The sequence below is a fragment of the Allobosea psychrotolerans genome (assembly GCF_002917105.1).
GTDB classification, from domain to species: domain Bacteria; phylum Pseudomonadota; class Alphaproteobacteria; order Rhizobiales; family Beijerinckiaceae; genus Allobosea; species Allobosea psychrotolerans.
In genome coordinates, this window is the sequence record NZ_PQFZ01000001.1 from 530,464 (window position 1) to 553,961 (window position 23,498).

23 protein-coding genes are annotated in these 23,498 nt (G+C 66.8%); 13 read left to right on the plus strand and 10 right to left on the minus strand.

Going from position 1 to position 23,498, the window contains the following annotated elements:
• Positions 1 to 149 precede the first annotated feature (149 nt).
• Positions 150 to 1,142, minus strand: a complete 993-nt coding sequence (locus tag CYD53_RS02575; protein WP_103716532.1) for an AraC family transcriptional regulator — start codon at positions 1,140 to 1,142, stop codon at positions 150 to 152.
• Positions 1,143 to 1,210: 68 nt separating this feature from the next.
• Between CYD53_RS02575 and CYD53_RS02580 the strand changes: the two genes are divergently transcribed.
• The 4 genes from CYD53_RS02580 to CYD53_RS02595 are packed head-to-tail and all read left to right on the plus strand — an operon-like array spanning position 1,211 to position 4,374.
• The gene (locus tag CYD53_RS02580) at positions 1,211 to 2,428 is read left to right on the plus strand and encodes an MFS transporter (protein ID WP_103716533.1); all 1,218 of its coding nucleotides are present in this window, start codon (positions 1,211 to 1,213) and stop codon (positions 2,426 to 2,428) included.
• 58 nt (positions 2,429 to 2,486) lie between these two features.
• Positions 2,487 to 3,350, plus strand: coding sequence for an AraC family transcriptional regulator (locus CYD53_RS02585; protein WP_103716534.1), 864 nt, complete (start codon positions 2,487 to 2,489; stop codon positions 3,348 to 3,350).
• A gap of 14 nt (positions 3,351 to 3,364) precedes the next feature.
• Complete coding sequence (locus CYD53_RS02590) at positions 3,365 to 4,075, plus strand: AzlC family ABC transporter permease (RefSeq protein WP_103716535.1); 711 nt, start codon at positions 3,365 to 3,367, stop codon at positions 4,073 to 4,075.
• Positions 4,075 to 4,374, plus strand: a complete 300-nt coding sequence (locus tag CYD53_RS02595; RefSeq protein ID WP_103716675.1) for an AzlD family protein — start codon at positions 4,075 to 4,077, stop codon at positions 4,372 to 4,374. Before CYD53_RS02590 ends, CYD53_RS02595 begins: the two co-directional genes overlap by 1 nt.
• Before the next feature lie 173 nt (positions 4,375 to 4,547).
• Here the strand turns inward: CYD53_RS02595 and CYD53_RS02600 are convergent, their stop codons facing one another.
• Positions 4,548 to 6,380: an aminopeptidase P family protein gene (locus tag CYD53_RS02600; protein ID WP_103716676.1), complete on the minus strand. Its 1,833-nt coding sequence runs from the start codon at positions 6,378 to 6,380 to the stop codon at positions 4,548 to 4,550.
• A gap of 302 nt (positions 6,381 to 6,682) precedes the next feature.
• On the opposite strand from CYD53_RS02600, the gene CYD53_RS02605 reads away from it, so the two are divergent.
• Both CYD53_RS02605 and CYD53_RS30835 read left to right on the plus strand, forming a co-directional pair.
• Complete coding sequence (locus CYD53_RS02605; protein WP_103716536.1) at positions 6,683 to 6,913, plus strand: hypothetical protein; 231 nt, start codon at positions 6,683 to 6,685, stop codon at positions 6,911 to 6,913.
• Between the two features lie 58 nt (positions 6,914 to 6,971).
• Positions 6,972 to 7,106: a hypothetical protein gene (locus CYD53_RS30835; RefSeq protein ID WP_281261238.1), complete on the plus strand. Its 135-nt coding sequence runs from the start codon at positions 6,972 to 6,974 to the stop codon at positions 7,104 to 7,106.
• Between the two features lie 172 nt (positions 7,107 to 7,278).
• Here CYD53_RS30835 and CYD53_RS02610 read toward each other — a convergent pair whose 3' ends face one another.
• Both CYD53_RS02610 and CYD53_RS02615 read right to left on the minus strand, forming a co-directional pair.
• The gene (locus tag CYD53_RS02610; protein ID WP_103716677.1) at positions 7,279 to 8,226 is read right to left on the minus strand and encodes a 50S ribosomal protein L11 methyltransferase; all 948 of its coding nucleotides are present in this window, start codon (positions 8,224 to 8,226) and stop codon (positions 7,279 to 7,281) included.
• A 62-nt stretch (positions 8,227 to 8,288) separates the two neighbouring features.
• Positions 8,289 to 9,044, minus strand: a complete 756-nt coding sequence (locus CYD53_RS02615; protein WP_103716537.1) for an SDR family oxidoreductase — start codon at positions 9,042 to 9,044, stop codon at positions 8,289 to 8,291.
• Positions 9,045 to 9,192: 148 nt separating this feature from the next.
• Here CYD53_RS02615 and CYD53_RS02620 point away from each other — a divergent pair, with 148 nt between their 5' ends.
• Complete coding sequence (locus CYD53_RS02620) at positions 9,193 to 9,582, plus strand: winged helix-turn-helix transcriptional regulator (protein ID WP_245928063.1); 390 nt, start codon at positions 9,193 to 9,195, stop codon at positions 9,580 to 9,582.
• A 271-nt stretch (positions 9,583 to 9,853) separates the two neighbouring features.
• Here CYD53_RS02620 and CYD53_RS02625 read toward each other — a convergent pair whose 3' ends face one another.
• The 3 genes from CYD53_RS02625 to CYD53_RS02635 form a co-directional block, all read right to left on the minus strand.
• The gene (locus CYD53_RS02625; RefSeq protein ID WP_103716678.1) at positions 9,854 to 10,339 is read right to left on the minus strand and encodes a hypothetical protein; all 486 of its coding nucleotides are present in this window, start codon (positions 10,337 to 10,339) and stop codon (positions 9,854 to 9,856) included.
• 132 nt (positions 10,340 to 10,471) lie between these two features.
• Positions 10,472 to 11,056, minus strand: coding sequence for a TetR/AcrR family transcriptional regulator (locus tag CYD53_RS02630; RefSeq protein ID WP_103716539.1), 585 nt, complete (start codon positions 11,054 to 11,056; stop codon positions 10,472 to 10,474).
• 60 nt (positions 11,057 to 11,116) lie between these two features.
• Entirely contained in the window at positions 11,117 to 13,501 is a 2,385-nt protein-coding gene (locus tag CYD53_RS02635) for an ATP-dependent helicase (RefSeq protein WP_245928045.1), read from the minus strand.
• Positions 13,502 to 13,622: 121 nt separating this feature from the next.
• On the opposite strand from CYD53_RS02635, the gene CYD53_RS02640 reads away from it, so the two are divergent.
• Positions 13,623 to 15,278: an acyl-CoA dehydrogenase family protein gene (locus CYD53_RS02640; protein WP_210202274.1), complete on the plus strand. Its 1,656-nt coding sequence runs from the start codon at positions 13,623 to 13,625 to the stop codon at positions 15,276 to 15,278.
• A 316-nt stretch (positions 15,279 to 15,594) separates the two neighbouring features.
• Here the strand turns inward: CYD53_RS02640 and msrB are convergent, their stop codons facing one another.
• On the minus strand, positions 15,595 to 16,035 hold the full coding sequence (gene msrB, locus CYD53_RS02645) for a peptide-methionine (R)-S-oxide reductase MsrB (RefSeq protein ID WP_245928046.1): 441 nt from the start codon (positions 16,033 to 16,035) through the stop codon (positions 15,595 to 15,597).
• Positions 16,036 to 16,192: 157 nt separating this feature from the next.
• Positions 16,193 to 17,269: a tartrate dehydrogenase gene (locus tag CYD53_RS02650; RefSeq protein ID WP_103716540.1), complete on the minus strand. Its 1,077-nt coding sequence runs from the start codon at positions 17,267 to 17,269 to the stop codon at positions 16,193 to 16,195.
• A gap of 116 nt (positions 17,270 to 17,385) precedes the next feature.
• On the opposite strand from CYD53_RS02650, the gene CYD53_RS02655 reads away from it, so the two are divergent.
• From CYD53_RS02655 to CYD53_RS02670, 4 genes are all read left to right on the plus strand, one after another.
• A complete protein-coding gene (locus CYD53_RS02655) occupies positions 17,386 to 18,090 on the plus strand; it encodes a GntR family transcriptional regulator (protein ID WP_103716541.1) in 705 nt (234 codons plus the stop codon).
• 159 nt (positions 18,091 to 18,249) lie between these two features.
• A complete protein-coding gene (locus tag CYD53_RS02660; RefSeq protein WP_103716542.1) occupies positions 18,250 to 19,218 on the plus strand; it encodes a tripartite tricarboxylate transporter substrate-binding protein in 969 nt (322 codons plus the stop codon).
• Positions 19,219 to 19,295: 77 nt separating this feature from the next.
• Positions 19,296 to 20,546 (plus strand): BtaA family protein, encoded by a 1,251-nt coding sequence (locus CYD53_RS02665; RefSeq protein ID WP_103716543.1) that lies wholly within the window; start codon positions 19,296 to 19,298, stop codon positions 20,544 to 20,546.
• Complete coding sequence (locus CYD53_RS02670) at positions 20,543 to 21,211, plus strand: class I SAM-dependent methyltransferase (RefSeq protein ID WP_425428254.1); 669 nt, start codon at positions 20,543 to 20,545, stop codon at positions 21,209 to 21,211. Before CYD53_RS02665 ends, CYD53_RS02670 begins: the two co-directional genes overlap by 4 nt.
• Positions 21,212 to 21,241: 30 nt before the next feature.
• On the opposite strand, the gene CYD53_RS02675 is transcribed toward CYD53_RS02670, so the two are convergent.
• Positions 21,242 to 21,802: a thioesterase family protein gene (locus CYD53_RS02675; RefSeq protein WP_425428255.1), complete on the minus strand. Its 561-nt coding sequence runs from the start codon at positions 21,800 to 21,802 to the stop codon at positions 21,242 to 21,244.
• A gap of 250 nt (positions 21,803 to 22,052) precedes the next feature.
• Here CYD53_RS02675 and CYD53_RS02680 point away from each other — a divergent pair, with 250 nt between their 5' ends.
• Complete coding sequence (locus CYD53_RS02680; protein WP_103716544.1) at positions 22,053 to 23,492, plus strand: FAD-binding oxidoreductase; 1,440 nt, start codon at positions 22,053 to 22,055, stop codon at positions 23,490 to 23,492.
• The last annotated feature ends 6 nt before the right edge of the window (positions 23,493 to 23,498 follow it).

Sequence of the window (23,498 nt, forward strand, 5' to 3'; positions counted from 1 at the left end):
AAACAGAACCGGGACAACTCGTCATTGTTCCGCTCGGGTTGACGCATCACTGCGATGCCGGAGGTGATGTCGCCGGTTATTCTGTCGAGCTCGGATCGCCGCTCCAAGCTCGCAAGCTGAACGCACAGGGGGCGGGTGGCGTCACGCGGTCAGTTGCCCGCGCTCGGCCGCGTCGCTCCGTTCTGCCCGTGGGCACTGTCTGCCCGGACATGGCTCGGAGCCGTGCCGATGACGCGCTTGAAGGCGCGGCTGAAGGAGGCTTCCGATTCATAGCCGAGACGCCGGGCCACGACCGAGATCTTGAGCTTGTCGCCGGCGAGCCATTGCCGGGCCTGATGCATGCGCATCTGCGCGACATAGCGGGCCGGCGTCTCGCCGACGACGCTGGCGAAGCGCTCGGCGAAGGCGGAGCGCGAGGCGCCCATCAGCCTGGCCAGCGAAGCGACCGTCCAGTCGCGCTCCGGGTCGAGATGGATCGCCGCCAGAACCTTGCCGACATCGGGGCAGCGCGCCGCCGCGATCCAGCCCGTGGCGTCGCCGCAACCGCTCTCGACCCAGGAGCGGATGATGCTGGCCGCCAGCACATCGGCGAGTCGCGCCAGGATGCCGCCGGCGCCGACCCGGTCCATCGCCACTTCGCGGGCCATTGCCTCCAGGAGATGCGGGATGCCCGACTCGCTCGTCGCCAGATCGCACATCCGCATCAGCTCGGGCATCATCCGCAGCAAGGGGTGGGCGCTGTCGACATTGAAAGTCATGCTGCCGCTGAAGAGCAAGGTGGCCTCGCCGTCTCCGCCGCCCTTGAGATCGAAGATGTTGCCGCAAACCTTCTGGACTTCGCAGCTTCCCAGCGGAAAGGCCTCGACATCCGGCGCACTGGCGAGCACATGCTCGGCCCCGCGCGGGAACAGCAGCGCGTCGCCCTCGCGCAATGCGATCCATTCCTTCGCAGGCGTCAGCAGCCAGCAGCCGCGCTTGCCGATGAAATAGAAGCGCGCAGCCTTCTGGGCGGGAAGGGCGATGGCCCAGGGCTGCGCCATCTGGCAGCGGCCATATTCGACGCCATCGAGCCGCAGACCCCGCAACATCTCGCTCAACGGGTCGTTCGCAGGCGCAACAGTTTTGGACGAATGGTCAAGCATTGTGGAGAAACTAGCATGGAAGCTCCAGGCGGTCACGCCCATCTTGCGGCAACCCTTTGGAGACAGCCATGTCCGAATCCGCCACTGCCGTCGCAACCCTGCCATTCGATTCCCCGGCCGATGCCGATGAGCAAAGCCCGGCCTGGGCCGCGATTGTCTCGCTCACCCTCGGCGTTTTCGGCCTGGTCACGGCCGAATTCCTGCCCGCCAGCCTGCTGACGCCGATGGCGGCCGATATCGGTGTCTCCGACGGCGCCGCCGGACAGACGGTGACCGCGACTGCCGTGGTCGCCATCTTCGCCGCGCTCTTCACCTCGATCCTGACGCGCGGGCTCGACCGTCGCCACGTGATCTGGGGCTTCACCGTCCTGCTGGTGCTGTCCAACATCCTTGCCGCACTCTCCGACGGCCTCGCCACGCTTTTGGCGGCCCGCGTGCTGCTGGGCATCGGGCTCGGCGGCTTCTGGTCGATGATGGCGGCAACCGCGATGCGGCTGGTGCCGGAGCGCGCGCTGCCGCGCGCCATGTCGATCATCTTCACCGGCGTCTCCTTCGCGACGGTCAGCGCCGCGCCGGTCGGCGCCTATCTCGGCGACCTGCTCGGCTGGCGCTCGGTCTTCGCGATCGGGGCCGTGGTCGGGATCCTCGCCCTCATCGCCCAGCTCGTCACCATGCCGCGCCTGCCGCCTTTGGCGGCCGCGCAGCTCGGGACGCTGTTCGCATTGATGCGGCGCGGCAATGTGCGGCTCGTCCTGGCGACGGTTCTCATCGTGATCTCGGGCCATTTCGCCGGCTTCACCTATGTCCGCCCCTTCCTCGAGCAGGTGCCGCGGCTTTCGGTCGAGACGATCTCGCTCGTGCTCCTGGCCTATGGAGTCGGCGGCTTCTTCGGCAATTTCGCAGGCGCCGCGATCGTCGAGCGCAGCGCGCCCGCCGCAGTGATCTTCGGCGCCCTGCTCGCCGCAACGACGGCGGCGGCGCTCGTCGCCTTCGGCGGCAGCCTTTGGGTCGCGGCCGGCGCGGTCGCGCTCTGGGGCTTTGCCTTCGGTGCGCTGCCGGTCGGCCTCCAGACCTGGATGGTGCGTGTCGCGCCGGACCAGGCGGAGGCCGTGGGTGGTTTGCTGGTCGCGGCTTTCCAGGTCGCGATCGCCAGCGGCGCCGTTCTCGGCGGGGTTCTGGTCGACCATTTCGGCGCCACGGGCGCGACCGGCTATTGCGCCCTGGCGACCCTGGCGGGGGCGCTTCTCGTCGCCTTCGCCGGGCGCGGCGAGGTGAAGCCGGCCTGATCGGCTTCATCACTTTTCTTCAAGACAGGGCGGGGCGGTTCCGGTCTAAACTCGCCCCATGGAACTGATCAGCCAGGGACAGGCCTTGTCGGCATCGCCGTTGCGAGCGGAGGAGAGGGCGCACCTCTTCACCGCTGCGCGCTTTGGCGCGCTCGAGTTCCTCGCCGCGACCTTCCGCACCCATGCCTATGCGCCGCATGCGCACGACACTTACGCGATCGGGACGATCGAGACCGGTTGCGAGGTCTGGCATGCACGCGGCCGCAAGCTCTATGCCGGGGCGGGCGATATCGTGATGAACCACCCGCTCGACGTCCATGACGGCGCGCCGAGCGAGGGCGGCTACCGCTACCGGATGAGCTATCCGACGATCGGGCTGATGCAGGAGCTGGCCGCCTCGCTGACGGGGCATGACGGCATCGGCACGCCGTTCTTCCGCGAGCCCGTGGTGCATGATCCCGTCGGAGCGGCGTTGTTCAGCGCGGCGCACCAATTGCTGGAGGAGGGCGGCGACGCGCTCGCCGGCGAGGAGGGGCTGGTGCGCGCCTACGCCCATTTCCTCGGCCACCACGCCAATCTCGCCGTGCGCGATGTCGGGCAGGAGACCGGTCCGGTCGCGATCGTCAAGGCGTTGATCGAGGCACGCCATGGCGAGGATCTCTCGCTTGCGGAGCTCGCCCGGGCCGCGCGGTTGCCGCGCCATCACCTGATCCGTGCCTTCCGGCGCGAAACCGGGCTCACGCCCCATGCCTGGCTGATCGATGTCCGCGTCCGGCGCGCCCGCGACCGGTTGCGCCGCGGCGAGACGCCGGGCGATGTCGCAGCGGCGACCGGCTTCTGCGACCAGGCCCATCTGACCCGAGCCTTCAAGGCGCGCTATGGCGTGACGCCGGGCGTCCTGCGCTCCGCCCATCTCTCCTGACCTTTAAGCGCCCCATGTCATCAGCTCTCGACGACGCCCGCACGGGCTTTTCCGACGTCTGGCCAGCCATGCTGGCGGCTGCGCCCTTCGCCCTGCTGTTTGGCGCGCTCGCGGCAGGCAAGGGCCTGTCGCCGTTCGAGGTTTTCCTGATGAGCGCGCTCGTCTTCGCAGGCGGGGCCCAGTTCGCCGCCGTCGAATTATGGGCGACGCCGGCTCCGGTCGCGGCGCTGATCTTCTCGACACTCCTGATCAATGCCCGCCATGTGCTGATGGGCACCTCGCTGGTGCCCAAGCTCGATGGCTTTGCGTCATGGCAGAAATGGCTCGGTCTGGCCTATATGGCCGATGAGAACTGGGCCCTGGCCGAGAAGCGGGCGCGTACGCATAGCCTGACGCCGGGCTATTGGTTCGGCATGCTGATCCCCTTCGTCGCCTGCTGGCTGATGATGACGACGCTTGGGGCCATCGTCGGCCCGGCATTGGGAGATCCGCGACGCTTCGGCGCGGATTTCGCCTTCACCGCCATCTTCATCGCGTTGACGGCCGCCTTCTGGAAGGGGCGCGTGACGGCCTGGACCGTGGGTGCGGCTGGTATCGCCTCGGCCCTGACCTATCGCCTTGCCGGGCCGCCCTGGCATGTGCTGGCCGGCGCGCTTTGCGGGCTTGCCGCGGCGTGGCTCGCGGCCGGCGGCGACGCAGTGGTCGCGACCGAGGAGGCGGCATGATGGCGTTCGACAGCCTCAATCTTCTCGCCATCCTCGGCATGGCCGTGGTGACCTATGCGACACGGGTGGCGGGGCTGGCGCTGGCTGGCCGGTTCGACCTGTCGCCGCGCGCCCAGGCTGCTTTTGACGCGATTCCACCGGCTGTCCTGATCGCCGTGATCGCGCCGAGCGCGCTCGCGACCGGCTGGCCCGAGACGGCTGCGGCCGCCGTGACGGCGCTGGCTGCGACGCGGCTGCCCTTCCTGGCCGTGGTGGTGGTCGGGGTGATGGCGGTGGTGGGGCTCAGGGCGCTGACATAGCGCGCTCGCCCCTTCTCGTCATGCGGGAGAAGGTGGATCGGCGAAGCCGAGACGGATGAGGGGGCGCTCGACGGCGACCGTTTAGCCTTATGAAAACCAGCCGGAGAGGGCACGGCGCCCCCTCATCCGGCGCTGCGCGCCACCTTCTCCCACGAGGGGAGAAGGGAAGGTTCTCACAGCGGCAGGCACGCCTTTTCCAGCCACGCCTTCGCCTCGCCCTCGACCAGCGGGGCGAGCTTGCTCCAGACTTGTGCGTGATAGGCGTCGATCCAGGCGATCTCGCCGGCGTCGAGCAGCTTCACATCGATCAGGGCGCGCTCATAGGGCGCCCAGGTGATGGTCTCGAAGCCGTAGATGGTGCGGTCACCGCCAGGAATGATGCGCTCCTCGACCACGATCAGGTTCTCGATACGGATGCCGTATTCGCCCTGCTTGTAGTAGCCCGGCTCATTCGAGAGGATCATGCCCGGCTCCAATGGCGTGGTGCCGAGCTTGGAGAGGCGCTGCGGCCCCTCATGCACCGAGAGATAGCTGCCGACGCCATGGCCCGTGCCGTGGTCGAAATCGAGGCCGGCCTGCCAGAGCGGCAACCGCGCCAGCGCATCGAGCTGCGCGCCCGAGGTGCCCTTGACGAAGACGACGCGCGAGATTGCGAGATGGCCCTTGAGCACGCGGGTGTAGCGGTCGCGCATCTCGTCGGTGGGCTCGCCCACGGCCATGGTGCGGGTGATGTCGGTGGTGCCGTCCTCATATTGCCCGCCGGAATCGACCAGGAGGATGCCGGGCTCGATCCTGCGGTTGCTGGCCTCGCTCACGCGGTAATGCGGCAAGGCGGCATTGGGGCCGGCGCCGGCGATGGTGGTGAAGGAAACGTCCTTGAGCAGACCGGTCTTGATGCGCTCGGCTTCGAGCGCGGCGACGGCGTCGATCTCGGTCAAGCCGCCCTTCGGCGCTTCGCGCGCCAGCCATGCGAGATAGCGTGCGACCGCTGCGCCGTCGCGCAGATGGGCATCGCGCGCGCCTTTCAGCTCCGCCTCGTTCTTGCGCGCCTTCATCAGCGCGATCGGGTCGGCGCCGGCATCGGGTATGCCGCCGGCCTCGGCGATCAGCGTCGCGAGCGCGGAGGCTGCGGTCGCCGAGTCGAGCCGGACCCTGGCCTTGGCCGCGCCCAGCGCGTTGAGCTGTGTTTCCAGCGCCGCGGGAGGTGCGATCTCGCCGACTGCGCCGATGGCGTCGCCGGCCTCGTTCGTCACCTTTTCGGGCGCCAGGAAGACCGTCGGCCGGCCCTCGCGCGGTACGATGGCATATCCCAGCGGCAGCGGGGTGTGCTCGACGTCGCCGCCGCGGATGTTGAAGGTCCAGGCCAGCGCATGCGGGTCCGAGACCACGAGCGCATCGACCCTGGCCTTGGCGAGAGCCTCCTGGATGCGGGCGAGCTTGCTCGCCGTGCTCTCCCCGGCGAAATCGGCGCGATGCGCCTCGACCGGAGCGGCGGGCGGGGCAGGGCGATCGCTCCAGAGCGCGTCGATCGGGTTCGCCTTGAGCGCGACCAACGTGCCGCCGGCCGCCGCGACCGCCTTCTCCAGCTTGGCGACGCCGTCGACGGTGTGGAGCCAAGGGTCGTAACCGAGCTTGTTCCCTGCCGGCAGATTGGTCTCGATCCAGCGCTCCAGCGGCATCTCCTCCATCCTCGTCGGCGTGACGATGGCAGTGTCGGTCTGCTCGGCGGACTGGATGGTGTAGCGGCCGTCGACGATCAGCGCCGCCTTATCGGCCAGCACGATGGCGTTGCCGGCCGAGCCGGTGAAGCCCGTCAGCCAGGCGAGGCGGGCCATATGCGCCGGGACGTATTCGCCCTGATGCTCGTCGGCGCGCGGGATGATGAAGCCGTCCAGCCCTTGCGCCGCGAGCGCGCCGCGCAGAGCGGCAACCCTGGGGGCGACCTGGGAGGGATCGCTCGGTTCCGAGAAGGACTGGAAGCGGCAGGCGGCGGGCGATTCGGTCATGGCGGGTCCGGAAGCGGTGGTTTGGGCCATGGTCGCGGCTCGAGCCTGCGAAAGCCAGCGCAAAAGCGGCATTCAGCTGTGCTTTCTCCGCAGGCCATGGCGGCCTCGCGATTGAGCTTACTGCCTCTTTGTTATGCGAAAAACGCGATCGTTAACGAAACAAGGCCAAGTGCATGCATTCTGTGCATATCTCGCATCTGCGAAATCCCCTTTTCGCAAGTGCGAAGAAGGCCCACTTTAGTCGCATAAGAGAACGAGGAAGCGACCGGGACTGTCCTTCGTTTGAATGAGGAGATGGACCTGTGACCTATGTGATGAACAACACCGCCGTTCTGCCCGCTTCCGAGGCCGCCGCACCGAGCAGCCCGAGCTTCTGGCAGCGGCTCTTCGCGGCGCTGATCGAGAGCCGCCGTCGTTCCGCCGCCCGTGAGCTGCGTGCGCGTTCCTACCTGATCAACGAGGCCGAGATCGTTCTGGGCGGTTTTCCGCAGACCGCTCTCAGCGACGACGCCAAGCTGCCTTTCAACCGCTGATCCCAGCAATCCCTGATCTCACGCGCCGGTTTCGCGCCGCGCTGCGCAACATTGGACAATGACCATGATCGCCATCGTCAAGCACGTCTATGAGTGGGCCATCGACACGGCCAAGTTCACCGCCGCCGTCTGGCACGATGCCCGCTCGATGCAGGCTGAAGCCGAGGCCAAGTACGGCCATATGGGCTTCTGAACGGGAAGGGCGCTCCTTCTGCTATGCCGGCCGCCTGACGTGGCGCGCTGCGCTTCCGGTGCTCACGGACAAAAGTCCGCTCCGCTCCGGTTCTCGAACGCCACGCCATGCGACTCAGCCTGGCGAAGGATCGCTGCCCGGACGTTCCGGGTAATTTATAGGGTTGCTCGATTTATCGAAGGTGGCGTGGCCTGGGGGCTGCGCCGCCTTTTTTCATCACCAGCGTCGCCCAGCCCTCGCGCAGCGACTGGCGGGCGAGATAGAGCCCCTGATGCCGGTAGGTCGAGACGACGCCGGCGACATCCATCGCCAGCAGGCCCGACAGGATTACCGTACCGTCGCCGGAGAGGGCACGGGCGATCGAAGGCGCCAGGCGCTTCAGCGGGCCGGCCAGGATATTGGCGAAGATGAGGTCGAAATGGCCCGGCCGGTTCGCCTTGGCATGGCGCAGGCCCGGAGCGACATAGAGGTCGAGCCCGTGCGGGGCGTGGTTGACGCGGGCATTATGCGCCGCGACCTCGACCGCGACGAGGTCGATATCGCCGGCGACGACCTTGCGCTTGATCTGCTTGGCCAGCGCCAGCGCCAGGATCCCGGTGCCGGTGCCGACATCGATGGCGTTGCGCGGCCGGCGCTGCTTCAGTTCGGCGTCGAGCGCCAGGAGGCAGCCCGCAGTGGTGCCGTGATGGCCGGTGCCGAAGGCGAGCGCGGCCGGAATCTCGATGCCGACATCGTTGATGCGCACCGCGTCGCGATCATGCTCGCCATGGACGAGGACGCGGCCCGCACGCACGGGCTTGAGGCCGTCGAGACTGGCTGCGACCCAGTCCTGCTGGTTCACGGTCGCGAAGGGCGTGCTGTCGATGACGTCGCCGACGATCGGCCGCAGCATGTCGCGCACGGCCTCTTCGTCCGGGTGGGTGGCGAAATAGATCTCGACCTTCCAGGGTGCGTTCAGCGAGAGCGTGGTGACGCCGCTTTCGATCTCGAAGGCGGAGATCGCGGTTTCGGTCGGGTCGAAGACCTCGCCCAGGAGTTCCGTCAGCGCGCGCGCCTTCTCGCCGCTGGTGGAGAGTTCGAGGACGGTCGCGACCGTCGATGGCAGGAGACCTTCACGCATGGCAGCGCGATAGCAGCCCGCGCGCCGCTTGTCATGCGGCACGGCGCGCGGCGCTTCTCGTCTCAATGCAGGCCGTTCACCATGGCGAAGACACCGGCGAGATTGCCGTTCTCGGCGGCAAAGCGCAGCGGCTTGCAGCGCTCGACGATGACCTCCTGGGTGTCGGCTTGCGTCTCCAGGATCGTCATGACCTCGGCGATGAAGTCGGCCAGGGGCATCGCCATCGGATCGACCGCCTGTTCGGGCCCGCGCAGCTCGGTCTGGACGTAAGGCGGGGCAAGCTCGATGACTTGGGTCGAGGTGCCCGCAAGCTGCTCCCGCAGCGCCATCGAATAGGAATGTATCGCCGCCTTGGTGGCGCTGTAGGTCGGTGTCACCACCATGGGCACGAACGCCAGTCCCGAGCTCACGGTCATCACGGTCGATTTCGGCTGCTTCAGCAGATGCGGCAGCAGGGCTGCGGTCAGCCGGATCGGCCCGAGCAGGTTGGTGACGACGGTCTCCTCGGCGATGGCGAGGTGGTCCTCCGTCGCGGTAACGTCTTCGTCCTTCATGATGCCGGCATTGTTGATGACGACGTTCAGGGCAGGGAAGCGCTCGATGGCGTCACGAGCGAAGGCCGCTATGTCCGCCTTGTCCTGGATGTCGAGCACGATCGACCCCATCCCCGGATTGGCTGCGGTGACCTCGTCGAGCAATTGCTCGCGGCGGCCGGAGATGACGACCTGGTTACCCCTGGCGTGCAGAGCCTCGGCGAGCGCGCGGCCGATGCCCGAGCCGCCGCCGGTGATGAGGATGGTGTTGCCTGTGATGTTCATCGCCAAGTCCTTTCGCAAATGCGCCTTTCATGGTTGCGCGGACAAGAGCTAGGCGCGATGCTCTCTAAACGAAAGAAGGCACCCAAAAGTTCTATAGGCACCAAAAGGAGAGTGTCGGATGCAGGTGATACGCGATGCGGTTGCTGCCATGCAGGAGCAGGGCCGACTCTCCCATCCCGAGGTCAGCCCGGCGGTCGAGGCGCTGGTGCGCGACGTGATCGCTCAGGTCGCGGACAAATGGACGATGCTGATCCTGGAGGCGCTGGAGGAGCACGGTACGCTGCGCTTCACCCAGATCGGTCGGATCGTCGGCGGCATCAGCCAGAAGATGCTGACCAAGACGGTGCGCCAGATGGAATGCGACGGGCTGATCACGCGCAAGGTCCATCCCGTGATCCCGCCGCATGTCGACTACACGCAGACCGAACTCGGCCGCGAGCTGACGGCGGCGTTCTGCGGGGTCTGGGTCTGGGCCGAGACCTATTACGCGCAGGTGGAGGCGGCGCGAGCGGCATTCAAGGCGCGGGAGGGGCGGTGAAGTGATGTGCGACTGCGTGTGCTGCCATGAGGCGGAGGCGTAGCCCTGAACAGGCCGGCCGAGCGCCTGCCCACCCCGCCTTCTGCATGAAGCTATCCGGCACCATCTTCCACCCAGCCTAGCGGAGCCCAAGCCGAATTCGATGTGCGGGCACCAGCATCAAGGGCTGATGAGCCGGTCGATTTGGCGGCGAGCTCGCCTTCGACCGGCATCGGGCCGCGCTGCCGGCCGGCGCCGAAACCGCTGCCGGCGCCACCCTAACTCGCGGAGCTCAGACGGCGGCCTTGCCGTCTTTGCGCAGGTGGATGATCTGCGCGGTCAATCCGATGACGAGTGCAGCAAGAATGCTCGCCTGGACTCCGAGAAGCAGCGGCGAATGCAGGTCAGTGACGAAGGGGTGCCCCTCGGGGACGCGGCGGAGGATTTCGGTTGCGGTGGGCACCATGAGCAGGAATGCGGTGAGGCTCAGTGCAATGGTCTCGACATAGATCGCGACGTGCCCCGGAACCGGCAATCGGCCGACAGCGTAGCCCGTGACCAGCAGCAGCAGCGTCGCTGCCCCGACGCCGTAGCTGACCGGCGCGTGAGCGACGAGGAAGACCGTCGCGCCACCGATCAGCATCGAGACGAAATAGACGGCGCCCGCCTTCGAGCGAGGCAGGATCCGGCCGTGAATCGCGAACATGTATGCCGCTGCCGGAATGGCCGGCAGGCTGCCCAGCGTATGCACCCAGCCGAGCGGAGAAATGCCAAACATCAGAAGTGTCCTTTCATCGGGGTCGAGATTGCCCATGCGCTGCAACGAGACAGCGTCGGGTCGTCAAGAATTGGCTATCTACTAGTTGGTAGGTATTGCGACCCTGGCTTGCCCCCTTCCGGAGAGACCGCTTCAGTGTCGGGTGGCGAGGCGCTCCAGGAGCGGGTGGGTGATGACCCCGAACATCTTGGCATCCCCATAGGCGCGGGCCGAGAGCATCGCGCCGTGGACGCTGGCCATGAAGGCTTCCGCTTCGGCCTTAGCCGTGCCGGTAAAGTGCAAGCTGCCTTGCCGTGCGCCGCTTTCGAGAACCGAGCTCAGCCAGGCGGAGAGCGTCCTGAAATGGGCGCGCACCTCCAGGATGACCTCCTCAGGAAGGACCGGAATCTGGCTTGCCAGCAGAGCGCAGACGCAGAACGGGGCGCTGGCGTCGGCGATGCAGGCTTGCCAATAGCTCACATAGGCGCGCAGCCGATCGGCAGGATTGGTGAACTGGCGTTCCAGATGGGCAAGCCCTGCCTCGGCCTCTTCCCGATATCGGGCAATGAGCGTGCGCACGAGGTCCGACTTGCTGGGAAAATGGTGGTGAATGCTCGCGTTTCTGATGCCGACGACCTTTGCGATGTCGGCGTAGCTGAAGCCGTTATAGCCGCCCTCGATCAAGAGGGAGCGAGCGCAGCGCAGGATTTCATCAGAGGTTGTCGAGGGGCCAGCCATATCTGCGTATACCTACTAGTAGGTAGGTTGTCAAGGCGGGGAGGCCCGTGGCCCAGGGCTTCACCCCGCCTTCTGCACGAAACTGTCCAGCACCATCTTCCGCCCGGCCTTGTCGAAATCCACCGTCAGCTTGTTGCCGTCGACGCTGGCGACGGAACCGGGGCCGAATTTGACGTGGAAGACGCGAGCGCCGGCGTCATAGGCCGATGAGCCGGTCGATTTCGCGGTGAGTTCGCCTTCGATCAGCATCGGGCCGCGCTGCCGGCCGCCGCCGAAACCGCCTGAGCCGAAACCGCGTCCGCCGCTGTCTGAGAAGCCCGAGCCGCCGCCCGAGCCGGTCTTGGCCTTGTTCTCCTGGGCGCGCTGCCAGCCCGGCGTGTTGTAGCTCGAGCCGAAGCTCTCCATGCGGTCGAAGCGCGAGGCGCCGTAGCCGCCCTGGCTGTAGTTGGAGGCAGCCTGGACGACCTCGACATGCTCTTCCGGCAATTCGTCGATGAAGCGGCTGGGCAGGCTGGATTGCCAGAGGCCATGGATCCGGCGGTTCGAAGCGAAATAGAGTTTGAGCCGCTTGCGGGCGCGGGTCAGGCCGACATGGGCGAGGCGGCGCTCTTCTTCCAGCCCGGCGCGGCCGCTCTCATCGAGCGCGCGCTGATTGGGGAAGAGGCCTTCCTCCCAGCCGGGCAGGAAGACGGTGTCGAACTCCAGCCCCTTGGCGCCGTGCAGCGTCATGATCGAGACGCGCTCGGCGGTTTCGCCGGAATCGGCGTCCATCACCAGCGAGACGTGCTCGAGGAAGGCCGGAAGGTCGGGGAATTCGTCGAGCGAGCGCACGAGCTCCTTGAGGTTTTCGAGCCGGCCGGCAGCATCGGCCGAGCGGTCCTTCTGCCACATCTCGGTATAGCCCGACTCCTCCAGCACGAGCTCGGCGAGCTCGCCCTGGGGCATGTGCTCGGCCCTGGCCGACCAGCGGCCAAACGCCTCGACCAGCTCGCGCAAGGCGGTTCTGGCCTTGGGCTTCAATTCGTCGCTCTCGACCACCATGCGGGCCGATTGCAGCAGCGAGACCTGGGACGCGCGGGCGTGGTTGTGCAGGATCTGGATGGTGGCGTCGCCGAGGCCGCGCTTGGGCACATTGACGATGCGCTCGAAGGCGAGGTCGTCGGTCGGCGAGACGACGCAGCGCAGATAGGCCATGGCGTCGCGGATCTCGGCGCGCTCGTAGAAGCGCGGGCCGCCGATGACGCGATAGGGCAGGCCGAGATGGACGAAGCGGTCCTCGATCTCGCGCATCTGCGCCGAGATGCGCACCAGGATCGCGATCTCGGAGAGGTTATGGCCGTTGCGCTGCAGGCTCTCGATCTCGTCGCCGATCAGCCTGGCCTCTTCCTGGCTGTCCCAGGCGCCGGTGATGGTGACCTTCTCGCCCTCGACATCCTCGGTACGCAGCGTCTTGCCGAGCCGGCCCTCATTGCGGGCGATCAGCTTGGAGGCGGTGGCGAGGATATGCCCGGTCGAGCGGTAATTGCGCTCCAGCCGGACGACCGTGGCGCCGGGAAAATCGTGCTCGAAGCGCAGGATGTTGTCGACCTCGGCGCCGCGCCAGCCATAGATCGACTGGTCGTCGTCGCCGACGCAGGCGATGTTGCGCCGGCCCTGGGCGAGCAGCCGCAGCCAGAGATACTGGGCGGTGTTGGTGTCCTGATACTCGTCGACCAGGATGTAGCGGAAGCGCTCGTGATAGGTTGCGAGCACGTCGGGATTGTCGCGGAACAGCGTCAGGCAGTGCAGCAAGAGGTCGCCGAAATCGACGGCGTTCAGCGTCTTCAGGCGCTCCTGATAGGCGAGGTAGAGCGCGCCGCCCTTGCCATTGGCGAAGACGGCGGCCTCGCCCGGCGGGACATCCTTGGGGGCGAGGCCGCGATTCTTCCACGAGTCGATGAAGCCCGCCAGCATGCGGCCCGGCCAGCGCTTCTCGTCGATATCGGCGGCCGCGATCACCTGCTTCATCAGGCGGATCTGGTCGTCGGTGTCGAGGATGGTGAAATCCGAGCGCAGGCCAAGCAGTTCGGCATGGCGGCGCAGCAGCTTGGCCGAGATCGAGTGAAAGGTGCCGAGCCACGGCATGCCCTCGGCGACCGGGCCGACGAGATGGGCGATGCGCTCCTTCATCTCGCGCGCCGCCTTGTTGGTGAAGGTCACCGACAGGATCTGCGAGGGGAAGGCGCGGTTGGTGGCAATGAGATGGGCGATGCGGGTGGTCAGCACGCGCGTCTTGCCGGTGCCGGCGCCGGCCAGCACGAGAACGGGGCCGTCCGTCGCCTCGACGGCGAGGCGCTGCTCCGGGTTCAGGCCCGCGAGATAGCCGGCGGCGGGAGCCGCCGCGGCGCGCGCGGCGAGACCACCGGGGCGGGGCAAGGGGGCGGAGGTGGCGTTGTGGTCGGACAAGGGGCGCAGTGCTCGATCGTGATTCGTTCTGGCGTCAATATAGGGTGTCGTGCGGCGGATTGCTGGACAAGACGGATGGGCGTTGAATGCACCGTCGAATCCTTAGTCAGGATGCGTGCCGATGACCATGGACACCACCCCCCGCTATTCCACCTATGAGGTCACGAACCAGGCCCCGCCACTGACCGATTACGACGCCTTCGCGGCCGATCCGGTGCTGCAGGCGGCGATATCGGCCTTTGGAGCGAGTTGGGCCATGGACCGCCTGCACGAGACCGGGCGTTGCGTCGGCTCAGCCCAGGTGCAGGAGCTGGCGCGGCTCGCCAACCGCTTCACGCCGGAGGCGCGCACGCATGATCGCTTCGGCAACCGCATCGACCAGATCGCCTTCCATCCCGCTTGGCACGAGTTGATGGGCCTGACCATCGGCCAGGAGACGCATGCCCTATGCTGGAACCGGCCGGGGCCGGGCGCGCAGGTCGCGCGCGCAGCGCTGCAATATCTCTGGTACGGCGCGGAAAGCGGCGTCTGCTGCCCGATCAGCATGACCTATTCGGCGATCCCGATCCTGAAGCAGGATGCGGCGCGCTGGGCGGAATGGGGTGCGCTCATCACCTCCAACGCCTATGACAGCCGGCAAGGGCCGGCCGCGACCAAAACCGGCGCGACCGTCGGCATGGCGATGACGGAGACGCAAGGCGGCTCGGATCTGCGCCAGACGCAGGCGCTCGCCAGGGACAATGGCGACGGTACGCATTCGCTGTTCGGGCAGAAATGGTTCTTCTCCGTCCCGCATTCCGACGTCTTCCTGACGCTGGCGCGCACGGGGGAGGGCGTCTCCTGCTTCGTCGTGGCGGGCTGGCTGCCATCGGGCGAGCGCAACGGCATCGCGATCCAGCGGCTCAAGGAGAAATGCGGCAACCGCTCCAACGCCTCCGCGGAAATCGAGTTTCGCGGCGCGATCGGGCACATGCTCGGCGAGCCGGGGCGGGGCCTGCGGACAGGGCTTGCAATGAACCACAACACCAGGCTCGACATCGCCGCGGCCTCTGCCGGGCTGATGCGACAGGCGGTGGCGCAGGCGGCGCATCACTGCGCTCACCGGCATGCTTTCCAGCGGGCGCTGATCGACCAGCCGATCATGCAGAACGTCCTCGCCGACCTCGCCATCGAGGCGGAGGCTGCGGCCTGGCTCGCCTTTCGGCTGTTTGCGGCGGTGGACCGGCAGGAGAGTTCGGAGAGCGAGCGGTTACTCGCGCGGATCGGCGCGCCGATCGCGAAATACTGGGTTGCGAAGCGCACGCCGGCCGTCCTCGCCGAGGCGCTGGAATGCCATGGCGGCAATGGCTTCATCGAAGAGCACGCGATGGCGCGGCATTATCGCGAGGCGCCGCTGAACTCGATCTGGGAGGGTTCGGGCAACGTCATCTGCCTCGACGTGCTGCGTTCGTTGGAGCGGGAGCCAGGTGCGCTGCCGGCGCTGCTGGACGAATTGCGTGCCGCCAAGGGCGCCGATCGGCGCTACGACGCGGCGCTCGCCGCGCTGGACAGTGCGCTGCCCGATCTCGTCCGGCAGGAAGGCCAGGCGCGGCGGCTGGTCGAGCGATTGGCGCTGTTGCTGCAGGCGTCATTGCTGCTGCGCCATGCAGCGCATGAGGTCGCGGACGCCTTCATCGCCAGCCGGCTGGATGGCGGCTGGTCAGGGCATTTCGGCGATCTGCCGATGGGCATGGATGCAGCGAGCCTGGCGCGGCGGGCGGTGCCGGTTCTCAGTTAAGGCGCGGGTAGCGCGGGGAACCCTCTCCCATCCAAGTCGGATGTTTCCGACTTGGAACACTATGCATGCCAATCTCGGGCAAGCCCGAGATTGGAGGGAGAGGGCAGGGTGAGGGGCAGGCCGTCAGACGCTTTGGCCGTGATCTGACCGCAGCCACGCCGTGAGGTTGTAGCTTCGCTGGTCCAGGGGCCGACACCTCACCCCTGCCCCTCTCACTGAACTCGGGCCTGCCCGAGTTCAGCACTCAAAGTGTCAAAGTCGGGTAGACCCGACTTCGATGCAGGAGAGGGGTTCCCCGCGCCCTTTTCGGATAGACTCACCCCTCCGCCGGCACGAAATCCATCGCCACGCCGTTCATGCAGTAGCGCAAGCCCGTCGGAGGCGGGCCGTCGGGGAAGACATGGCCGAGATGGCCGCCGCAGCGGGCGCAATGCACCTCGGTGCGCGTCATCATGAAGCTGCCGTCCTGGCTCGTGCCGACTGCGCCTTCGAGCGGCTGGTCGAAGCTCGGCCAGCCGGTGCCGCTCTCGAATTTGGTGCCGGCCTTGAACAGCGGGTTGCCGCAACCGGCGCAGGTGAAGGTTCCAGCGCGCTTCTCGTAGTTCAGCGCGCAGGAGCCGGCGCGCTCGGTGCCATGGCCGCGCAGCACGCGGTATTGCTCGGGGCTGAGCTTCGCCCGCCATTCAGCGTCGGTCAGCGTGACCTCGAAGGTCTCGGTTTGCGTCGTTTCGCCGCCGAACATGCTCATCAGGCCCATATCCGTCTTCCTTTCGTCGCGAGGCGCGATCCATCGCCCCTACTCGTTCGACGAGCAATATGGCGATTATGGCGCGGAATTCAGCCCGGCGCGATCTCAAACATGGTCACGATGTCGTCGGTCTCCGCCGCCGTTTCCTGGCTGGCGGCTCCCGGCGTCAGGCATTGTCGCCGGCAATCGCGGCGATGACCGCATCGGTGACCTGCCGCGTCGTCGCCTTGCCGCCGAGATCCGGTGTGTGGAAGCTCGCATCGGCTGTGACGCGTTCGATCGCGCGCATCAGCCTGGCCGAGGCGGCCGGTTCGCCGAGATGGTCGAGCATCATCGTTGCGGTCCAGAAGGTGCCGATCGGGTTGGCGATGCCTTGGCCTGCGATGTCGAAAGCCGAACCATGGATCGGCTCGAACATCGAGGGGAAGGCGCGTTCTGGGTTGAGGTTGGCGGTCGGTGCGATGCCGAGAGAGCCGGCGAGCGCGGCGGCGAGATCCGACAGAATGTCGGCGTGGAGGTTGGTCGCGACGATGGTGTCGATGCTCTGCGGCTTGATCACCATCCGCATGGTCATGGCGTCGACCAGCATCTTGTCCCAGGTAACATCGGGAAACTCGGCCGCGACCTCGGCTGCGATCTCGTCCCACATCACCATGGCGTGGCGCTGGGCGTTCGATTTGGTGACGACGGTGAGCAGCTTACGTGGCCGCGACCGGGCGAGGCGGAAGGCATAGCGGATGATGCGGGCGACGCCCGAGCGCGTCATCATCGAAACATCGGTCGCGACCTCCTCCGGGAAGCCCTTATGCACGCGCCCGCCGACGCCGGCATATTCGCCCTCCGAATTTTCGCGAACGATCACCCAGTCGAGTTCGGGGCCGGATACCGAGCGCAGCGGCGACGTGATGCCGGGCAGCACGCGGGTCGGCCGGACATTGGCGTATTGGTCGAAGGGTTGGCAGATCGCGAGCCGCAGCCCCCAGAGCGTGACATGGTCGGGCACGTCGGGCGCACCAACCGCGCCGAAGAAGATCGCGTCATGGCCCTTGATCTGCTCGCGGCCATCCTCCGGCATCATCAGCCCGGTGCGCTTGTAGTAATCCGAGCCCCAGTCGAAATGGTCGAACGCGAAGTCGAAGGAGCCGTCGCGTGCGGCCAGGGCCTGCAGCACCTCGATGCCGGCCGCGATGACCTCGACGCCGATGCCGTCTCCGGGGATCGCCGCGATCCTGTACGTCTTCATGATGCCGCCTCAGTTCCGATGTGAGCTGCGTGTCTTTGCGGCTCAAGCCACCTGCGAGTCAACATTGCATTGCAGCTTCCATGGAAGATGTTACGCTACCGGGAACGGAGGGCGGAATGCAGGCTGGCTTGAAGACGATCGATCAGGCGAATGACCGGGCGCCGAGCCTCGTCGACAGCGCCTATGCCGCGCTGAAACAAGCCATTCGCGAGAGCGTTTTCGCGCCGGGCTACCAGGCTTCGGCCGGCGAGCTGGCCTTGCGCCTCGGCGTCAGCCGCACGCCGGTGCATGAGGCGGCGCTCAGACTCCAGGAGGAGGGGCTTGTCCGCATCGTCCCGAAGCGCGGCATCCTGATCTGCGCGCTGGCGCCCGACGATATCCGCGAGATCTACGAGGTGCTGATCGCGATCGAGGCGAGCGCGGCTGAGCTCGCGGCTGGGCTTCCGGACGCCGAGCGGCGGCTGATGGCGCAGGATCTGGCGCGCGAGACCGACGCCATGGCGCGAGCGCTGGACGCAGGCGATCTCGCCGATTGGGGGCGAGCCGACGAGGCCTTCCACCGCATCCTGGTCGAGCGCTGCGGCAACAGCCGGTTCGTGCGCATCATCCAGACCGTGAACGACCAGTCGCATCGCGCCCGCACGCTGACTTTGCGCTTGCGTCCGCGCCTGCCGATTTCGACTGAGGAGCACCGCGCCATGATCGACGCCATTCGCGACGGCGTGCCCGAGCTGGCTCGCGAGGCGGCCCGCCAGCACCGCGTCAGGGCGCGCGGCGAATTGCTGCCGCTGATCGAGAGCATCGGCCTGCGCCATCTCTAGGGCGGTTGCCGATCCGGTTTGATCGTTCAATCGCCCTAGCTCTTCGTTTCAACGCATTGTCTTCGCGCGAGCCGTAACTCCTTCGCTCGAAAACGCTCTGGACCACCGCATCAGACCTGAAGACCGCGACGAACGCGGCTATCACCTGGGAGGACATCCATGCGACGCCTGCTCCTGGCCGCCTTGGCCGCATTCTCGCTTGCCGCTGCGCCTGCGCTTGGCCAAGCCTATCCCTCGCGTTCGATCGCCCTGATCGTGCCCTTCGCGGCAGGCGGCCCGACCGACATCATCGCCCGTATCGTCGGCGAGCATATGGGCCGCACGCTGGGACAATCGGTCATCGTCGAGAATGTCGCAGGCGCCGGCGGCACGACCGGCTCGCTGCGCGTCGCGAGAGCCGCTCCCGATGGCTACACCATCATGATGGGCAATCTCGGCACGCATTCGGCCTCGGTCGGGCTCTATCCCAATCTTGCTTATGATCCGCGCATCGACTTTGCTCCGGTGATCAACGCGGCCGGCACGCCGATGCTGGTCGCGGCGCATAAGGACTTTCCGGCCAATACGCTGCAGGAGTTCGTCGCGCTGCTGAAGGCCAATCCGGACAAGTACAATTACGGGCATGGCGGCATCGGCTCGACCTCGCATCTGACCTGCGTCTATTTCCATCATCTGATCAAGGCGCCGGTGCAGCAGGTGCCGTTCCGCGGCTCCGGCCCGGCGATGAACGCGCTGATCGCAAAACAGCTCGACTATGTCTGCGACCAGACCGTCGGGATCGTGCCGCAGCTCACCAATCTCAAGACCTATGTGGTGGCGACGCCGAAACGGCTGGAGGTCGCCAAGGACGTGCCGACGAGCGCGGAGGCCGGCCTGCCGGAATTCCAGGCGGTCGGCTGGAACGCGATCTTCGCGCCGAAGGAAACGCCGCGCGAGATCGTCGACAAGCTCAACGCAGCCGGCCGCGCAGCGCTGGCGGATGCGGGCGTGCGCGCCCGGCTGCTCGAGCTCGGCTGCGAGATTCCAGACGAGGCCGGGCAGAGCTCGGCAGCGCTCGGCGCCCATGTCCGCGCCGAGGTCGACAAATGGACGCCGGTGATCAAGGCGGCCGGCGTCACCGCGCAGTAGAGGCACGTCACCCAACCGTCACGCGACTCCTCTAGTCGGCTCGCCATCACCATGGGCCGACCAAGGGGCTTCAGACGATGCAGACGGCGCGCGCGGTTCGGCGAGAGACGGCATCGGGGCTGACCTCGGCGGTCCATCGCAACAAGCCGCTCTCGAAGGCGGGCGTGCTGGAACGCATGTTCACGCTCGCCTTTTCCGGCCTGGTCTATCCACAGATCTGGGAAGACCCGGTCGTCGACATGGCGGCGCTGCAGCTCAAGCCCAGCGACCATGTCGTCGCCATCGCTTCGGGCTCCTGCAACATTCTGTCCTATCTCGCCGACGACCCTGGCCGGATCAGCGCGATCGATCTCAACGGCGCTCATATCGCGCTCGGCAAGCTCAAGCTCGCCGCCTTCGCGCGGATGCAGGGCCATGACGAGGTGCTGCGCTTCTTCGGGCAGGCGCAGTCGCGCAGCAATGTCGCGTTCTACGACAGCGAGATCGCGCCGCATCTCGACCCGGTTTCGCGCGCCTATTGGGAGGGGCGCGGCCTGAACGGACGGCGCCGCATCAATCTCTTCGCGCGCAATTTCTATCGCTACGGCCTGCTCGGCCGCTTCATCGGGGCGGGCCATCTGCTGGGGCGCACGCTCGGCTGCGATCCGCGCATCATGCTCAAGGCGCGAAGCATGGACGAGCAGCGTGTGCTGTTCGACAGGCATCTAGCGCCGGTCTTCGACAAGCGACTGGTGCGCTGGCTGGTGCGCCAGCCGGCCTCGCTCTACGGGCTTGGTATCCCGCCGGCGCAATACAAGGCGCTGGCCGCCGATGGCGATGACGGCATTCGCGGCGTGCTGCGCCACCGGCTGGAGCGGCTCGCCTGCGGCTTCGATCTCAAGACCAACTATTTCGCCCGCCAGGCCTTCGGGCGCGGCTATGAGCCTGGACCGGATGCGGCCCTGCCGCCTTATCTGCAGCGCGGGAATTTCGCCGCCGTGAAGGCGCGGGCGGACCGCGTCGCCTATCACCAGAGCGCGATCACGGCCTTCCTGGAGCGCCAGCCGGCCGAGAGCTGCGACGCCTATGTGCTGCTCGATGCGCAGGACTGGATGAACGACGCCGATCTCACTGCGCTCTGGTCGCAGATCACGCGTACAGCCAGACCCGGCGCGCGGGTGATCTTCCGCACGGCGGCCGACGAGCGCCTGCTGCCCGGCCGCGTGCCGGATGCGATCCTCGGCCAATGGCATTATCAGGAGGCGCGCAGCCGCGAGCTCGGGGCGCAGGACCGCTCCTCGATCTATGGCGCGTTCCACCTCTATGTCCTGCCGGAGCGCGTCGCGTGAGGCTCGACCTGCCGCACGGCGAGGCGGCCGGGCTGATGGACGCGATGTATCGGCATCAGCGCCACATCTACGACGCCAGCCGCAAATTCTATCTGCTCGGTCGCGACGAACTCATCGCCGGGCTGGCGCCGCCCGCGGGCGGCAGCATCCTGGAAGTGGGCTGCGGCACCGGGCGCAACCTGATCAAGATCGCGCAGGCCTATCCCGGCCGGCCCTGTTATGGGCTCGATGTCTCCTCCGAGATGCTGGCGACGGCGCGGCAGGCCGTGGCGCGGGCAGGCCTGTCCGACCGGATCCATCTGGCGCAGGCCGATGCCACGGCATTCGATGCGCAGGCCTTGTTCGGGCAGGCGGGTTTTGAGCGGATCGTGATCTCCTATGCGCTCTCGATGATCCCGCCCTGGCAGGGCGTGGTGCGGCAGGCGTTGCGCTCGCTGACGCCGCATGGCGAATTGCACATCGTCGATTTCGGCAATCAGGCGGGCCTGGCCACGCCGTTCAGGGCGGTGCTCAATCGCTGGCTCGCGCTGTTCCATGTCACGCCGCGCGGCGACCTAGCTACGGTGCTGGGTGAGATCGCGCAGGCTGAACGCGCAGTGGCGAAAACCACGCCACTCTATCGCGGTTATGCCGTGCAGGCGGTGGCGCGGCGGCGCCCGAGCTAGTTCGGGTTGGATTGACGGTATGGTTCCGGCTCAATGCCGGGTTTCTGTCTCGCGTTCGCCGGTCATGCCCTCGACCGTGATCGCCGTGCGCTTGGGCATGCCGATGATCCGGCCGATCGTGGCGGGCAGCGGCATCATGCTGTGGGAGGCCTTCATCAGCGCGAGATTGGCCAGGATGTCGGGCGGGAAGGGCGTGACCTTGCGGCTCGTCATGTCGACATGCAGCGAGAGGTTCTCGCTGGTGGCGGCGAGCCAGCCTTCATGGGCGTGGCGCATTTCGAGATAGTAGTGCAGCCGCTTGTCGTCGAAGGCGATGAGTTGCGCCGTGACGCGGACCTGGTCGCCCTCGGTCAGTTCGCGCTTGTAGAGGACATGGCATTCGGCCGCGAAGCAGGAGGCGTGGCGCGTCTCGAGATAGTTCTGGTTCAGCCCGACGAGCGAGAACACCTCGTCGACAGCCCTGTCGAACAGCACATGATAATAGGCCATGGTGAGATGGCCGTTATAGTCGATCCATTGCGGCTCGACCCGCATGGCCGACGAGACGAAGGGTGCGAAGAACAGCGCGGGAGCGCGGATATTGTCTTTCACGGTCGCCCTCCCTACTCAACGCCACACCGACGGTGCCGGTCCGTCCGCGACATGTAGATGATGATCAATCCGCAACCGCGTCATTGCGGCTGCCCATTCCGTGTCGGCATGGTCTACTATGCACCAATCCTGTTTGCCGTCAGCCCGGCGGTGAGGCAAGAGAGCAGTCTTCGCCATGCTGGTGTCGAGATCGTGACCATCTGCGAAACCGAATAGTTCCAAGTCTAAGCGCTAGAACCGGATGTTGACAATGAGCTTGCCCGCCGCTGCCCTTCATGACGCCCCCGCTTCAGCCGCAACGCTGCCGCCCTCGCCCGAGGCCGTCGCGGCCGTGACGCGCGCCCTGGCGGCCTCTTTCGGCAACCGCCTCGTCACCAGCCTGGCGGTGCGCCAGCAGCATGGCCATACGCTGACCTGGATCCCGAACCAGCCGCCCGATGCCGTCGTGTTTCCGCAGAGCACGGAAGAGGTGGCCGAGATCGTCAAGCTCTGCGGTGCCCATGGCGTGCCGGTCATCGCGTTTGGCACCGGGACCTCGCTGGAAGGCCATGTCAACGCGCCTTTTGGCGGCGTCTGCATCGATATGAGCCAGATGAAGCGGATCATCGCCGTCCATGGCGAGGATCTCGACTGCGTGGTCGAGGCCGGCGTGACCCGCAAGGAATTGAACGAGAACCTGCGCGATCAGGGCCTGTTCTTCCCGATCGACCCCGGCGCCGACGCCTCGATCGGCGGCATGGCGGCGACGCGGGCCTCGGGTACCAACGCCGTGCGCTACGGCACGATGAAGGACAATGTCCTGGCGCTGACTGCCGTGATGGCCGACGGCTCGATCGTGAAGACCTCGACGCGGGCACGGAAAACCTCGGCCGGCTACGACCTCACCCGCCTTCTGGTCGGTTCGGAAGGCACGCTCGGCATCATCACCGAGGTCACGCTGAAGCTGCACGGCATTCCCGAGGCGATCTCGGCCGGCGTCTGCCCGTTTCCCTCGGTCAAGGCGGCTTGCGACGCGACCATCGTCACGATCCAGTCCGGCCTGCCGGTGGCGCGCATCGAGCTGCTCGACGATGTGATGATCCGCGGCGTCAACCTGCACTCCAAGCTCGGCCTGCCCGAAACCACCATGCTCTTCGTCGAGTTCCACGGCTCGGAAGCCGGCGTGAAGGAGCAGGCGGAGCGTTTCGGCGAGATCGCGGCCGAATATGGCGGCGGACCGTTCGACTGGGCGACCAAGGCCGAGGACCGCTCGAGACTCTGGCAGGCTCGCCACGATGCCTATTGGGCTGCCAAGGCGTTGCGGCCGGGCTTCGATTCCGTTGCCACTGATGTCTGCGTGCCGATCTCGCGACTGGCTGAATGCGTCGAGGAGACCAAGCGCGACATCGACGCCATGGGCCTGATCGCGCCGATCGCCGGTCATGTCGGCGACGGCAATTTCCACACCCAGCCGATCGTCGACCTGAACGATCCCGAGGAGGTCGCCCGCAGCCAGGGCTTCATCGACCGCCTGGTCAAGCGCGCGCTCGCCATGGGCGGCACCTGCACCGGCGAGCATGGCGTCGGCCAGAAGAAGATCAAATATCTCGAGGCCGAGCATGGTGCGCCGGCGCTTGCGGTGATGCGGACACTGAAGCGCTCGCTCGACCCGCAGAACATCCTCAACCCGGGCAAGATCATCGCGCTATGAGGCGTC

Coding starts and splice junctions, on each gene's coding strand:
- CYD53_RS02575 (WP_103716532.1), bottom strand. CDS start 1,142: ATGCTTGACCATTCGTCCAAAACTGTTGCGCCTGCGAACGACCCGTTG.
- CYD53_RS02580 (WP_103716533.1), top strand. CDS start 1,211: ATGTCCGAATCCGCCACTGCCGTCGCAACCCTGCCATTCGATTCCCCG.
- CYD53_RS02585 (WP_103716534.1), top strand. CDS start 2,487: ATGGAACTGATCAGCCAGGGACAGGCCTTGTCGGCATCGCCGTTGCGA.
- CYD53_RS02590 (WP_103716535.1), top strand. CDS start 3,365: ATGTCATCAGCTCTCGACGACGCCCGCACGGGCTTTTCCGACGTCTGG.
- CYD53_RS02595 (WP_103716675.1), top strand. CDS start 4,075: ATGGCGTTCGACAGCCTCAATCTTCTCGCCATCCTCGGCATGGCCGTG.
- CYD53_RS02600 (WP_103716676.1), bottom strand. CDS start 6,380: ATGACCGAATCGCCCGCCGCCTGCCGCTTCCAGTCCTTCTCGGAACCG.
- CYD53_RS30835 (WP_281261238.1), top strand. CDS start 6,972: ATGACCATGATCGCCATCGTCAAGCACGTCTATGAGTGGGCCATCGAC.
- CYD53_RS02610 (WP_103716677.1), bottom strand. CDS start 8,226: ATGCGTGAAGGTCTCCTGCCATCGACGGTCGCGACCGTCCTCGAACTC.
- CYD53_RS02615 (WP_103716537.1), bottom strand. CDS start 9,044: ATGAACATCACAGGCAACACCATCCTCATCACCGGCGGCGGCTCGGGC.
- CYD53_RS02620 (WP_245928063.1), top strand. CDS start 9,193: ATGCAGGAGCAGGGCCGACTCTCCCATCCCGAGGTCAGCCCGGCGGTC.
- CYD53_RS02625 (WP_103716678.1), bottom strand. CDS start 10,339: ATGTTTGGCATTTCTCCGCTCGGCTGGGTGCATACGCTGGGCAGCCTG.
- CYD53_RS02630 (WP_103716539.1), bottom strand. CDS start 11,056: ATGGCTGGCCCCTCGACAACCTCTGATGAAATCCTGCGCTGCGCTCGC.
- CYD53_RS02640 (WP_210202274.1), top strand. CDS start 13,623: ATGACCATGGACACCACCCCCCGCTATTCCACCTATGAGGTCACGAAC.
- msrB (WP_245928046.1), bottom strand. CDS start 16,035: ATGGGCCTGATGAGCATGTTCGGCGGCGAAACGACGCAAACCGAGACC.
- CYD53_RS02650 (WP_103716540.1), bottom strand. CDS start 17,269: ATGAAGACGTACAGGATCGCGGCGATCCCCGGAGACGGCATCGGCGTC.
- CYD53_RS02655 (WP_103716541.1), top strand. CDS start 17,386: ATGCAGGCTGGCTTGAAGACGATCGATCAGGCGAATGACCGGGCGCCG.
- CYD53_RS02660 (WP_103716542.1), top strand. CDS start 18,250: ATGCGACGCCTGCTCCTGGCCGCCTTGGCCGCATTCTCGCTTGCCGCT.
- CYD53_RS02665 (WP_103716543.1), top strand. CDS start 19,296: ATGCAGACGGCGCGCGCGGTTCGGCGAGAGACGGCATCGGGGCTGACC.
- CYD53_RS02680 (WP_103716544.1), top strand. CDS start 22,053: ATGAGCTTGCCCGCCGCTGCCCTTCATGACGCCCCCGCTTCAGCCGCA.